The sequence below is a fragment of the Pseudomonas sp. NPDC085632 genome, assembly GCF_044541255.1.
In the GTDB taxonomy this organism is placed as follows: domain Bacteria; phylum Pseudomonadota; class Gammaproteobacteria; order Pseudomonadales; family Pseudomonadaceae; genus Aquipseudomonas.
The window spans coordinates 47971-61016 of record NZ_JBITSX010000021.1 but is presented as its reverse complement, the minus strand read 5'-3'; the positions used below and the strand labels follow the sequence as shown (position 1 = coordinate 61016).

Genomic DNA, 13046 nt, shown 5'->3' with positions numbered 1-13046 from the left:
ATGCCTGCTCGATTTACCAGAAGCGCTGCTGGGTCAGGCGACTCCACCAGCTCAGCAGTACCCGGTCGACCGAACCGCTGGCGGCCATGCCGATTCGTTCCTGCAGGCTTTTGCGCTCGGCGTAGTGCAGGTGGTAGACCTCAGCCTTTTTCGCCCGGTCGGCCAGGTATTCATCACTGGTCTTCAGCTCATCGACCAGTTGCTTATCCAGCGCCGCGATGCCGAGCCAGATTTCACCGGTGGCGACATCGTCAATCGCCAGTTGCGGACGGTAGCGCGCCACGAAGTTCTTGAACAGTTGATGGGTGATGTCCAGATCTTCCTGGAACTTCTCGCGGCCCTTCTCGGTGTTTTCGCCAAACACGGTCAGGGTGCGCTTGTACTCACCGGCGGTGAGGACTTCAAAATCGATGTCGTGCTTCTTCAGCAAGCGGTTGACGTTGGGCAGCTGTGCAACCACGCCGATCGAGCCGAGAATCGCGAACGGCGCGCTGATGATCTTCTCGCCGATGCACGCCATCATGTAGCCGCCGCTGGCCGCGACCTTGTCGATGCACACGGTCAACGGCACGCCGGCTTCACGGATACGCGCCAATTGCGAGGACGCCAGACCGTAGCTGTGGACCATGCCGCCACCGCTTTCCAGACGCAGGACCACTTCGTCTTTTGGTGTGGCGAGGGTCAGCAGTGCGGTGATTTCATGGCGCAGGCTTTCAGTAGCGGACGCCTTGATGTCGCCATCGAAATCGAGGACGAATACACGGGATTTGGCTTCAGGCTGCTTCTTCTGCTTTTTCGCGCTTTTCTCGGACTTGGCTTCACCCTTGCGCAAAGCCTTGAGCTGATCCTTGTCGAGCAAGGTCTGCTCAAGGCGCTCACGCAGGCCCTTGTAGAAATCATTGAGTTTGCTGACCTGCAACTGACCGGCCGATTTGCGCCGGCCCTTGCTGCGCATTGCGGCAAAACTGGCGAGCACCACCAGAATGGCGACTACCAGGGTAACGGTCTTGGCCAGAAAACTGGCGTATTCGGTGAAAAACTCCACAGAGACTCCTTAAACGATGCGCGGATGTGAGGCACACGCGGGATGGCTCCAGCATACCCATGCGCCGGCTTGTCGGCCAGCCGTGAAACCTCTGGCAACACCCCTGTAACGGGCATTTCAAACAAGCGTATGTTTTTTCATTGACAGCTACCCGTCATCCTCATAACCTCGCCACAACCTTCAACGTACCGGGATGACGCGGACGTGGGCAGCATCTACTTGATTCGACATGGCCAGGCCTCCTTTGGTGCAGACGACTACGACGTCCTGTCGCCGACCGGTGTGCGCCAGGCAGAAATCCTCGGTCAGCACCTCGCTGAACTGGGTATCAGCTTCGATCGCTGCCTCGCCGGTGACCTGCGTCGTCAGCAGCACACGGCCACCAGTGCACTGGCACAACTGGCCGTCAAAGGCCTGCCGGTGCCGACCCTGGAAACCGATTCCGCATTCAACGAATTCGACGCCGACGCGGTCATTCGCGCCCTGCTCCCGGACATGCTGGCGGACGAGCCGGAAGCGCTCGACATCCTGCGCAACGCCGCGCAGAACCGTGGCGAATTCCAGCGTATTTTCGCCCTGATCATCGAACGCTGGCTGGCCGGCACTTACGACACACCGGGCCTGGAAAGCTGGCTGGGTTTCGTCGAACGCGTTCAGGCCGGGCTGCACCGGATTCTTGATCTGGCCGATAAAAATCAGAAAATCGCCGTGTTCACCTCCGGCGGCACCATCACCGCCCTGCTCCACCTCATTACGCAAATGCCGGCAAAACAGGCCTTTGAATTGAACTGGCAAATCGTCAACACCTCGCTCAACCAGCTGAAGTTCCGCGGTCGCGAGGTGGCTTTGGCCTCCTTCAACAGTCACGCACACCTGCAACTGTTGAAGGCTCCGGAACTCATCACTTTCCGCTGAGTCCGGTTAACTGTGAACCTTGCTGTAATCAACCCATAAGGATCGAACCATGACCTCCGTAGCCGATGCCGTAAAAGCAATGCAAGCCAAGTTCAACCCAGCCGCTGCTGCCGGTCTGGATCTGGTCTTCGGTTTCAACATCACCGACGAAGACAAGCAGTACTCGCTGATCGTCAAAGACGGCACTTGCGACATCCAGGAAGGCGAAAACCCGGACGCCAACTGCACGCTGGTGCTGGACAGCGAAACCCTGAAAGGTATTGTCAGCGGCGAAACCGACGGCATGCAGGCTTTCATGGGCGGCAAGCTGCGCGTTGAGGGCGACATGATGCTGTCGATGAAACTGTCTGAGCTGTTCCCGTCGTAAGACCGCAGACCCGCTATCGCGGGACCTGTCGGAATACACCGCGAATCCCGCCTGATGGCGGGATTCGTGCGTTTTTGGCGCAATAAAATGAGGCGACGACTGTTGCTCCGGTAGACGCGTTCCCCTTAATTCAGTGCAAGCAGAATTCAAATAAATGACGCGTCAAAACTGTTTGCATTTAACGTCCGTCAGCTTTGAGCATTGCAGTGAAAATGGCAGATAGCCATGATTTCGAGGAGAAAAACCTTTAACATCACTGATTACCGACATTCAAAATGGATTTCGCTTCAGTATGGATTCCCGCAACGACGCAACAAACAACAAACATATCATCGCTTACTTGAAACACTATATTTCGCTGAAAGCTCCGCGCTATGCAGTCCTGATTAGTGGCCCTTGGGGTTCAGGTAAAACGCATATGATACAGCGCTTTCTGGAAGACCATCTCAGTGATCCTCCGTCGAGAAAAACGAAAATAACAAGGAAAATAATAAACCTTTTAAAACTTGTCAGACTTAATCGCTTTCTCGACAGTCGAGCACAAGAGATCTCCTCAGGAAAATACATTTACATCAGCCTGTACGGTGTTACTTCAGAAGAAGAAATAAATGACCGCATCATAGCCTCGGCCTTTCCAGGACTTGGATTAAAAACCAGTAGAATCATTGGCGGAATAGCTAAATCCGCCTTGAAATACGTAAAAATAAACATCGAGTTGACGGCCAAAAACTTCATATCGAAATTCCACAAGAATATTTATATATTTGATGACTTGGAGCGTTGTGAACTCCCTATAACCAAGGCACTAGGGTACATAAATCAATTTGTAGAGCATGGTGAAAAAACCGTAATCATCATCGCCGATGAAGACGAAATCAAGGATAAAGAAGACTACAGCCGAACTCGAGAGAAGCTGATCGGAAAAACCTTGAGCATTAAACCCCCGATCATTGACGCCACCGAAAAATTTATCGCTCAGATTAAAGATGCCTCTATAAAAAATCTGATGCTTGAAAACTCCGGTGTTTTCTCCATGCTATTTCAACAGTCGGGCTCCAAAAACCTCAGATTTTTACAACAGGCCCTGCGAGAAATTGAAAGACCACTGGTTACGTTAACCGAAGAACAGTTTCAGAATAGTGAAGGCGTTATCTTTCTCGCAAAACTGGTATTTATTTATTCTTTCGAGGTTAAGTCCGGCCGAATGACCCCTCTGATAGTTCAGTCCAGGCCACGCCAGATGAACGACTTCTTCAAAAAGCATGGGGAAAAAAACGAACAGGAGAAAGCTTTTTGTCAAATAGAAACGTTATACCCCGGCATCGACTTAAGAGACCCGATTCTTTCTGATGAAACGCTCGCCGACATTGTTATTCACGGGATTATAGATGCCGACAAAATCCAGGAAACCATCAAACAAAGTCACTACTTCACAACCAATCGCGAAGAACCCGCGCTTCACAAGCTAACTTACCTCTTTGAACTTAACGATGCAGAATTCAAGGAAGCACGCGCCCAATTCGAAGAAGAGTACAAGCGACATGCCTTCACTCAACCCGCAGAAATCTTTCGATCGTTTGCCTTACGCCGGATGTTGTCTGCAAAGAAATTGTTGCGTGTCCCTTTGGACCAAGTAATAGAACAGGGCGACTCATATCTGGATCATCTTTATACCTGCAAGCAATTCCCTATCGTAAATCCTGAGGACTATCAAGGAAGAGACTATGCAGAATTCAACGGAAATTATTCAATTTCATCCTTCGAACAACCTCCTCCAGAGCTCAATCATTTCTTTAAAACCTTTTTGTTTTACAATGAGAAAGCCAGACAGGACCGCTACCCGCTTATTATAAAGTCCTTACTGCAAGACATGCGCAACGACCCTGAAGATTTCAGCCATCGAATTTCCATGCGTAGCGTAGAGCATCCATCCCTTATTACAGCCGACATCCTACGAAAAATCGACGCCATGGACTTTACAAATACATTACTGAAGTTACATCCGCGGCAACAAAATGTGATCTTGGGTGGGTTTTCACGACGTTATACATTCACAAATTATAGCCCTGAGTATAGCGGCGAAAAAGAATGGCTAAAAGAACTCAAGCAACATTTGGTGCAAAAGGCCAAATCAGCTTCCACATTCGAAAATCAAAGGATTCACGCAATTATTGAAAACTGCTTAAAACCCCATATTGGCTACTTCTGAAACAATCGCCAGCGTATCGCAGACCGGTTGATCAGCCGGTACGCGATGCCGCCAGCAACTCTCGGGTATACGGATGCTGCGCCGCATGAAACAACGCATTCGTCTCGCCACGCTCCACCACCTCGCCATCCTTCATCACAATCAAGTCATGGGCCAACGCGCGCACCACCGCCAGATCGTGGCTGATGAACAGATAGGTCAAACCATGCTCCGCCTGCAAACGTCGCAACAACCCAACGATCTGCTTTTGCACCGTGCGATCCAGGGCCGAGGTCGGTTCATCAAGCAAGATCAGATCCGGCTTGAGCACCAGTGCCCGGGCAATGGCGATGCGTTGCCGCTGACCACCGGAAAACTCGTGGGGATAGCGATGGCGGGTTGCCGGATCGAGGCCAACCTCACGCAGCACCTCTATCACAGCCCTTTCACGCTCATCGGCATTCAGATCGCTGTGCACCTGTAAACCTTCGGCGATGATTTGCTCGACGCACAGGCGCGGACTGAGACTGCCGAACGGATCCTGAAAGACCACTTGCAGGCGTTTGCGCAGCGGCCTGAGTTGCTTGCCACTCAAGTGTTCCAGCGCCCCGCCCTGAAAGCGGATGCTGCCCTGTGCGTCGATCAAACGCAGAATGGCCTGGCCCAATGTCGATTTTCCGGAGCCGGATTCGCCGACGATCCCCAAGGTCTTGCCGCGTTGAAGATTCAAGTCAATGCCGTTGACCGCGTGCAACCAAGACTTCGCGCGCAGCCATCCGCCACCCAAACGAAAGCGCACATTGAGATCGCGCACCTCCAGCAAATCCTCGGCAGGTTCCCGACACAACGCCTCGCCACCCGGCTCAGCGTTGAGCAATTCGATGCTGTAAGGATGCTGCGGCGCGCTGAACAACTGTTCACACGATGCCTGTTCGACAATCACCCCGCCACGCATGACCGCCACCCGCTGAGCGATATTGCGCACCAGATTCAGATCATGACTGATGATCAACAGCGCCATACCCAACCGTTCCTGCAGCTCTTTGAGCAGCAGCAGAATCTTGCGCTGCACGGTCACGTCCAGCGCCGTGGTCGGCTCGTCGGCGATCAGCAATTGCGGCTCGCAGGCCAGCGCCATGGCAATCATCACCCGTTGCCGCTGGCCGCCCGACAGCTGATGCGGATAAGCCTTGAGCCGCTCGCGCGGGCGTTGAATACCGACCAGTTCGAGCAACTGCAAAATCCGCAACCGCGCAGCCGCACCCGCCAGCCCCTTGTGCAGCGCAAGGCTTTCGCCCAGTTGCCGCTCAATCGTGTGCAAAGGGTTCAGTGAGCTCATCGGCTCCTGAAAAATCATCGCGATGCGGTTGCCACGCAATTGCCGCAAGTAGCGCTCATGCACACCCAGCAGTTCCGTGCCGTCATAGCGGATGCTGCCGTCGATCCGCGTGATGGCCGGGTCAAGCAGTTGCAGAATGCTGTGCGCCGTCACCGATTTGCCGGAGCCGGATTCCCCGACCAGCGCCAGGCACTCGCCGGGGCGAATATCGAGGTCGATGCCGTGCACCACAGACTGGCCATTGAAGGCGACGCGCAGGTCGCGTATTTCGATCAGATGTTCAGGCATCTCAAGTCCTCGGATCAAACGCATCGCGGCAGGCTTCGCCGATGAATACCAACAGCGAGAGGATCAATGCCAGCGCAAAGAACGCGGTCAAACCCAGCCACGGTGCTTGCAGATTGCTCTTGCCCTGGCCGATCAACTCACCCAGCGAAGCGCTGCCGGCCGGCATGCCGAAACCGAGAAAATCCAGTGCCGACAAGGTTGCGATCGCCCCGGTGAGAATGAACGGCAGATAAGTCAGCGTTGCGCTCATGGCATTGGGCAGGATGTGCCGAACGATCACCTGCGCATCGCCCACCCCCAGCGCACGCGCGGCTTTCACGTACTCCAGACCGCGGCTGCGCAGGAACTCGGCCCGCACCACATCGACCAGGCTCAACCAGGAAAACAGCGCCATGATCCCCAGCAACCACCAGAAATTCGGCTCGACAAACCCAGACAGAATGATCAACAAGTACAACACCGGCAGCCCCGACCACACCTCCAGCACGCGCTGACCGATCAGGTCGACCCAACCGCCGTAGTAACCCTGCAACGCCCCGGCGGCGATACCGATCAGCGCACTCGCCGCCGTCAGCGCCAAGGCAAACAGCAGCGATATACGCGTGCCGAAAATCACCCGCGCCAGCACGTCGCGCGCCTGATCATCGGTACCCAGCCAGTTGTCGCCACTGGGCGGACTCGGCGCAGGCTCCGTGAGGTCGTAATTGGCCGTGTCGAACGCGAACGGAATCGGCGCAAACCACATTCGCCCGCCCTGCTCCTCGATCAATTGCCGTACCTGCGCGCTGCGATAGTCCGGTTGAAACGGCAACTCGCCGCCGAAGTCCTGCTCGGTGTAGCGCTTGAACGCCGGGAAATACCAGTCGCCCTGATACGTCACCAGCAGCGGTTTGTCATTGGCCACCAGCTCACCGCCAAGGCTCACGCCGAACAACACGAGAAACAGCCACAACGACCACCAGCCGCGCCGATGTGCCTTGAAGCGCGCCCAGCGGCGCTGGCCGATTGGAGATAATGTCAGCATCAGGCAGCCCTCGCGGTGAAGTCGATGCGCGGATCGACCAGTGTGTAGCAGAGGTCGCCGAGCAGTTTTATCAGCAGGCCGAACAGGGTGAAGATGAACAGCGAACCGAACACCACCGGATAATCGCGCGCGACCGCCGCTTCGTAACTGAGGCGGCCAAGGCCATCGAGGGAAAAGATCACTTCGATCAACAGCGAGCCGCCGAAGAACACCGTCACCAATGCTTGCGGCAAACCGGCAACGACCAGCAGCATCGCATTGCGAAACACGTGCCCGTACAACACCTGTTTTTCACTCAGTCCCTTGGCACGCGCAGTCACCACGTAAAGTCGTGAGATCTCATTGAGAAAGCTGTTCTTGGTCAGAATGGTCAACGTGGCGAAGCCGCCGATGACCAAGGCAATCACCGGCAACACCAAGTGCCAGAAATAGTCGGCCACCTTGCCCCATGGCGACAGCTCGGCAAAGTTGTCCGAGACCAGTCCGCGCACCGGAAACCAGTCCAGTGCGGTGCCGCCGGCGAACACCACGATCAGCAGCAGCGCGAAGAGAAATCCTGGCAATGCATAACCGATGATGATCGCCACGCTGCTCCAGACATCGAACGCCGAGCCGTTGTGCACGGCTTTGCGAATGCCCAGCGGAATCGACACCAGATAGGTGATCAACGTCGCCCACAGGCCCAGCGACAAGGTCACCGGCAGCTTCTGCCAGATCAGTTCCGTGACGCTGGCACCGCGAAAAAAACTCTGGCCGAAGTCCAGTCGCGCATAGCTCTTGAGCATCAGCCACAAGCGCTCGCTGGCCGGTTTATCGAAGCCGTACTGACGCTCGATATCGGCCAGCAGTTTCGGGTCCAGCCCACGGGTCGCGCGGGATTCGCCGCCGACCGTTTCGACATGGCTGGAACCCACCGCCGCGCCGACGCCAATGCCCTGCAAGCGCGCAATGGCCTGCTCCACCGGGCCACCGGGCGCGGCTTGCACGATAACGAAATTGACCAGCAGGATCGCGAACAAGGTCGGCACGATCAGCAGCAGACGCCGCAGGCTATAACCCCACATGGCTGTACTCCTTGTGCGTCTGGGCTGATGTCAGTGCAGTCGGGCTGATTTCCCACCAGGTGTCGAGACCGGCGTCGTACAGCGGCGCAATCACTGGTCGGCCGAAACGGTTCCACCACACCGTGGAAATTCCCGGCGGGTAATAGTTGGGCACCCAGTAATAACCCCACTGCAACACCCGATCCAGAGCATGCGCATGGCGCAACAGACTCTCGCGGTTGTCGGCCTGCACCAGCCCTTCGAGCAGCGCATCGACGGCCGGATCGCGCAACACCATGTAATTGTTCGAGCCGGGATCAGCGGCGCCGTCAGAGCCGAAGTAATTGAACATCTCGCGCCCCGGCGCCTGACTCACCGGGTAACCGGCGACGATCATGTCGTAATCGCGATTGCGTACGCGGTTGGTGTATTGCGCGGTGTCGACCTGGCGAATATCGAAGCCGATGCCGATTTGCGCCAGGTTGCGTTTGAACGGCAATAACAGTCGTTCGAAACCTTTCTGGCCGTTGAGAAAAGTGAAGTGCAGCGGCTCGCCATTGGCGTTCACCAACTGATCGCCGCGAGGATTCCAGCCGGCGGCTTCGAGCAGTTTCAGTGCCTGCAATTGTTCGGCGCGGATGTTGCCACTACCGTCGGTTTTCGGTGGCTCAAACACCCTGGTGAACACTTCCTCGGGAATTTGCCCGCGCAACGGCTCAAGAATCTTCAGCTCTTCAGCATCCGGTAACGCGGTAGCCGCCAGCGCGCTGTGTGAAAAATAGCTGCGCTGACGCAGGTACATGCTGCGCATCATTTGCCGATTGCTCCATTCGAAATCCCAGAGCATGGCGATCGCTTGACGCACGCGGCGGTCCTGAAAAACTGGTTTCTGCAGATTGAAGACAAAGCCCTGCGCGCCTTGCGCAGCACCGGGTGCAAGATGCTCACGGAGCAATTTGCCTTGCTCCAGTGCGGCTCCCGCGTAACCGATGGTGAAACTGGTGGCGGAGAATTCGCGGTTGTAATCAAAGCCGCCGGCCTTGAGCACCTGCCGTGACACGTCGGTGTCGGCGAAGAACTCCACGCTCAGTTGATCGAAGTTATAGAGGCCGCGAGTGATCGGCAGATCCTTCGCCCACCAGTCCTGCACCCGCTGGAATTTCACACTGCGCCCGGCATCCACCGCGCTGATGCGATACGGACCGCTGCCGGGCGGGATCTCGAAACCACCACCCTCGGCGAAATCGCGGGTCCGCCACCAATGTTCGGGCAGCACCGGCAGTGTCGCCAGATCCAGCGGCAAGGTGCGGCTGTCGTTGTTTTTGAAGAGGAAGCGCACTTGCGTCGGCGACTCCACGACGACCTCGGCGACATCGCGAAACTGCTGGCGGTATTTGAGGCTGCCCTGAGTGGTGAACAGCTCGAAGGTGTAACGCACGTCTTCGGCGGTGATCGCTGTGCCGTCGTCGAAACGCGCCTTCGGGTTCAGGTAGAAGCGTATCCAGCGGCGATCCGGATCCAGCTCCATCTGCTGCGCCACCAGGCCGTAGACGCTGTAGGGTTCGTCCTTGCTGCGATAGGCCAGCGGTGCGTAGAGCCAGCCATCAATGTCGGCCACGCCAGTGCCTTTGTCGGTATAGGGAATCAGGTGATCGAACGGGCCGCTTTCCAGCGAAGAACGACGCAGGCTGCCGCCCTTCGGTGCATCGGGGTTGACGTAGGCCAGGTGCTGGAAGTCGGGAGCGTATTTGGGCGCTTCACCGTAAACCGTTAATGCCGGTTGCGGGGCGGCCAAACTGAGCGGGGTTAAAAGCGCAAAAGCGCTGAATAACATGACCCTGGAGAGCATCGGCAGATCCTTTTACACGGTGCTGCTGATGGCCTCATCGCTGGCAAGCCAGCTCCCACAGAGTCTGTGGTGTTCACAAATTCCATGTGGGAGCTGGCTTGCCAGCGATGGGGCCAGTGCAGTCAACACACATCCTGCCTACCTGTGATGTGCAACAGGCCGGCGATTTTTATAGGGCAGGCTTTAGATCAATAGGTGACTAAAACCCGCCACCTCTGATCATTCTCAGAACTTGTAACTGACCCGCGTGTACAGCGTCCGGCCAAACGGATCGCCATATTTCGGGTCGTAGCCGCTCTGGAATGTGTAGGTCTGGTTGCTGAACGGTGGTTCGCGGTCAAACAGGTTTTTCGCGCCGAGGGTCACGCTCAGGGTCTTGCGCCAGGTGTAGGTGCCGGCGAGATCCCAGACGTTGTACGAACCCACGTAATCGTGAGTGTCGCGATCGGAGTCGTGGTAACCGCTGGTGTAGCGGTTGGTCAGCGCGGCGCCAAACGGCCCGTAGTTCCAGCTACCGGTCAGACTGTGCCGCCAGCGCGCCACGGCGCCCGCCGAAGCAAAGTCACCGCCACGGAAATCGCCCAGTTTGTCGATGTAGTCGCCCTTGAGCTGTTGCTGATAGTCATAACGGGTGACGTAAGTGCCTTGCAGGCTGACGCCAAAGTTGCCGTACGGGGTGCTCGGCAGACGGTAATCGAAGCTGACGTCGACGCCGTTGGTCTTGATCTTGCCGAGGTTGGCAAGGCCAGTGACGATGTGATCGATGGAGCCATCCGGCTTGCGGACCAGGCGATCCGGGTACAGCTCAGGATTGTCGAACACCGCCGATTCCGGGAATTCGGCAATCTGGTTGGCAATGTCAATCCACCAGAAATCCAGCCCGGCGCTCAGGCGTTCGAACGGCTGATAGACAAAGCCAAGGGTGACGTTGCGTGCGGTTTCCGGGCTGAGGTCAGTATTGCCGCCGCTGATGCGATTGAACTGCTGCGCGCAATCGCGGTTGGCGATGCCGCCATTGCTCGGATTGCCGCCAGCGCACAAGCGCGGATCGTTGTAGTTGGCGTTGGTGAAACTGGTGAAGGTCGGGTTGTACAACTCATACAACGACGGCGCGCGGAACCCTTCGCTGTAGGCACCGCGCACCACCAGTTCCTTGAACGGCTGGAAGCGGAACGAGTATTTCGGATTGGTAGTGCTGCCGAAATCGCTGTACTTGTCATGGCGTACGGCAGCGGACAGTTCGAGGCTGTCGAGCACTGGCACGTTGACCTCGGCGTATTCGGCCGAGACGCTGCGATCCCCGGCGACGCTACCGTTGGGATCGACACCGAGGCTTTGCACATCGCCGGCAAACTGCGCGAAATCCTGATGAAAATCTTCCTTGCGATACTCGCCGCCGAGCGCCAATGCCGAAGGGCCGGCACCGAACCAGTCGCCGATTTCACGACTGATGCGCCCGTCGATGGCCTTCACCCGCCCGACCGCCGTGGCGTAATCGCCGTCCACCGCGTTGGCCGCCAACAGCGCCGAACCGGCAGCCGTCTGCGGGCCGAACGGGTTGATCACGCCGTTGGCAATACCGGCGCTGACGGCGCGGTCGTTGACGTAACCGTCCTGAATGCTGTTGACCACTTTGTTCTGGTTGTACGAGGCACCGAGGTTGTAATCCCAGCCGACCAGCGTGCCGTCGAAACTCAGCAGCAAGCGCTGACTGGTGTTGTCGTCCTCATGTTGGCGCGCGCCGACGGCAGTTTCGCGCCAGTTCACGTCGACCGGTTGCGTCGGATCGAGGGCAAAACCATTCGGCCCGGGGGTGATGCCGTTGCCCGGATAGAACGTCGTACCGGGGTTGACCTGATTGCCCATCAACGTGCCAGGGCCGATCTGTGTGCGGTTTTCGTTACGCGCCCAGAAGTATTCGAGGCTGACATTGTGATCGTCCGACAGCTTGCCGGTGGCTTTGGCGAAGGCCGAAGTCTTCTCCGTTTCCGGCACCAGATCCAGATAATTCCACAAGCTCTGCCGGCAGATACCGTTACGCGCCAGCAATCCCGGCGCGTTGCAGCCGGAACCGGCCAAAGGGTTGGTGGCATTGCTGCCCTGACTCCAGTTGGCCGGCGAGGCGGTGCCGGAGGTGTAATCAAGTCCACGGTTCGGCTGGTAGTTGTAGGTGTAGCCGCGATCTTCAGCGGCCAGGCGTTGCTGCTTGTCGTAGCTGACCACGCCGAACACGTTGAAGCGATCATCCTGCAAATCACCGAAACCCCAACTGCCGCTGAAGTTACGGCTTTCACCGCCACCCGAATGCGTCGGTGTGTCGTAGTTGGTGCTGATCTGCCCTTCGGTGAGACTGGTCTTGGTGATGAAGTTGATCACCCCGCCAATCGCATCGGTGCCATACAACGCCGAGGCGCCATCACGCAGCACTTCCACACGGTCAATGGCGGCGAACGGAATGGTGTTGAGGTCGACACCCGAGCCGTTGATCGCATTCGTGGCGTTATTGCTCAGACGCCGTCCGTTGAGCAGTACCAGCGTCTTGTTCGGACCGATGCCCCGCAGATCCGCATAAGACGCGCCGCCACTGCTCGATCCCACCGAACGCCCGGAGCCGACCGAAGACTGGTTGGCGGAAATGCGACTGACCAGCTCCTCGGTGGTGGAAACACCCTGCTCGCGCAACTCTTCGACGCGCAGGATGGTGACCGGCACCGCCGTTTCTGCATCGACCCGGCGGATTGCCGTACCCGTGACTTCTACGCGCTGCAATTGGGTGGTCGGTTCAGTTGCCGTGCTGTCGGCGGCAATGGCCGGCAGCGTGTTGATTGCCAGCAGCAAGGCCAGGCTCAAAGGAGATTTGACGGGTGAAAACTGAATCATGAACAGCCATCCCTGCGTTTTGGTTTATGCAGGGATGTGCGATGACGAATAAGGATTTATAGAGGGTGATTTAGATTGTTGGGTGCTGAGGTTATGCAAAAAATGCCA

The 13046-nt window shown here is 57.0% G+C and carries 9 protein-coding genes; 3 read left to right on the top strand and 6 right to left on the bottom strand.

Going from position 1 to position 13046, the window contains the following annotated elements; translation table 11 throughout:
- Nucleotides 1-13 precede the first annotated feature (13 nt).
- On the bottom strand, nt 14-1045 hold the full coding sequence (gene sohB / locus ACIF4X_RS15530; protein ID WP_397482813.1) for a protease SohB: 1032 nt from the start codon (nt 1043-1045) through the stop codon (nt 14-16).
- A 204-nt stretch (nt 1046-1249) separates the two neighbouring features.
- Here sohB and ACIF4X_RS15525 point away from each other — a divergent pair, with 204 nt between their 5' ends.
- The 3 genes from ACIF4X_RS15525 to ACIF4X_RS15515 all read left to right on the top strand — a co-directional run bounded on the left by ACIF4X_RS15525 (nt 1250) and on the right by ACIF4X_RS15515 (nt 4536).
- Nucleotides 1250-1960, top strand: a complete 711-nt coding sequence (locus ACIF4X_RS15525; protein ID WP_397482812.1) for a histidine phosphatase family protein — start codon at nt 1250-1252, stop codon at nt 1958-1960.
- A gap of 49 nt (nt 1961-2009) precedes the next feature.
- Nucleotides 2010-2327 (top strand): SCP2 sterol-binding domain-containing protein, encoded by a 318-nt coding sequence (locus tag ACIF4X_RS15520; RefSeq protein ID WP_007912567.1) that lies wholly within the window; start codon nt 2010-2012, stop codon nt 2325-2327.
- A gap of 292 nt (nt 2328-2619) precedes the next feature.
- Complete coding sequence (locus tag ACIF4X_RS15515; protein ID WP_397482811.1) at nt 2620-4536, top strand: P-loop NTPase fold protein; 1917 nt, start codon at nt 2620-2622, stop codon at nt 4534-4536.
- A 31-nt stretch (nt 4537-4567) separates the two neighbouring features.
- Here ACIF4X_RS15515 and ACIF4X_RS15510 read toward each other — a convergent pair whose 3' ends face one another.
- The 5 genes from ACIF4X_RS15510 to ACIF4X_RS15490 all read right to left on the bottom strand — a co-directional run bounded on the left by ACIF4X_RS15510 (nt 4568) and on the right by ACIF4X_RS15490 (nt 12938).
- Nucleotides 4568-6142 (bottom strand): ABC transporter ATP-binding protein, encoded by a 1575-nt coding sequence (locus ACIF4X_RS15510; protein WP_397482810.1) that lies wholly within the window; start codon nt 6140-6142, stop codon nt 4568-4570.
- 1 nt (nt 6143) lies between these two features.
- Nucleotides 6144-7166: an ABC transporter permease gene (locus ACIF4X_RS15505; protein ID WP_397482809.1), complete on the bottom strand. Its 1023-nt coding sequence runs from the start codon at nt 7164-7166 to the stop codon at nt 6144-6146.
- Nucleotides 7166-8230 carry a microcin C ABC transporter permease YejB gene (locus ACIF4X_RS15500; RefSeq protein ID WP_397482808.1) on the bottom strand — a complete coding sequence of 355 codons (1065 nt, stop codon included), beginning with the start codon at nt 8228-8230 and terminating at the stop codon, nt 7166-7168. Before ACIF4X_RS15500 ends, ACIF4X_RS15505 begins: the two co-directional genes overlap by 1 nt.
- Entirely contained in the window at nt 8217-10058 is a 1842-nt protein-coding gene (locus ACIF4X_RS15495; protein WP_397482807.1) for an extracellular solute-binding protein, read from the bottom strand. The genes ACIF4X_RS15500 and ACIF4X_RS15495 overlap by 14 nt, the downstream gene beginning before the upstream one ends.
- A gap of 225 nt (nt 10059-10283) precedes the next feature.
- Entirely contained in the window at nt 10284-12938 is a 2655-nt protein-coding gene (locus ACIF4X_RS15490; RefSeq protein ID WP_397482806.1) for a TonB-dependent receptor, read from the bottom strand.
- Between the last annotated feature and the right edge of the window lie 108 nt (nt 12939-13046).

Bases quoted from the DNA above. Each gene is read 5' to 3' on its own strand.
- ACIF4X_RS15520 (WP_007912567.1), top strand. From the start codon at position 2,010: ATGACCTCCGTAGCCGATGCCGTAAAAGCAATGCAAGCCAAGTTCAAC.
- ACIF4X_RS15515 (WP_397482811.1), top strand. From the start codon at position 2,620: ATGGATTCCCGCAACGACGCAACAAACAACAAACATATCATCGCTTAC.
- ACIF4X_RS15510 (WP_397482810.1), bottom strand. From the start codon at position 6,142: ATGCCTGAACATCTGATCGAAATACGCGACCTGCGCGTCGCCTTCAAT.
- ACIF4X_RS15505 (WP_397482809.1), bottom strand. From the start codon at position 7,166: ATGCTGACATTATCTCCAATCGGCCAGCGCCGCTGGGCGCGCTTCAAG.
- ACIF4X_RS15500 (WP_397482808.1), bottom strand. From the start codon at position 8,230: ATGTGGGGTTATAGCCTGCGGCGTCTGCTGCTGATCGTGCCGACCTTG.
- ACIF4X_RS15495 (WP_397482807.1), bottom strand. From the start codon at position 10,058: ATGCTCTCCAGGGTCATGTTATTCAGCGCTTTTGCGCTTTTAACCCCG.
- ACIF4X_RS15490 (WP_397482806.1), bottom strand. From the start codon at position 12,938: ATGATTCAGTTTTCACCCGTCAAATCTCCTTTGAGCCTGGCCTTGCTG.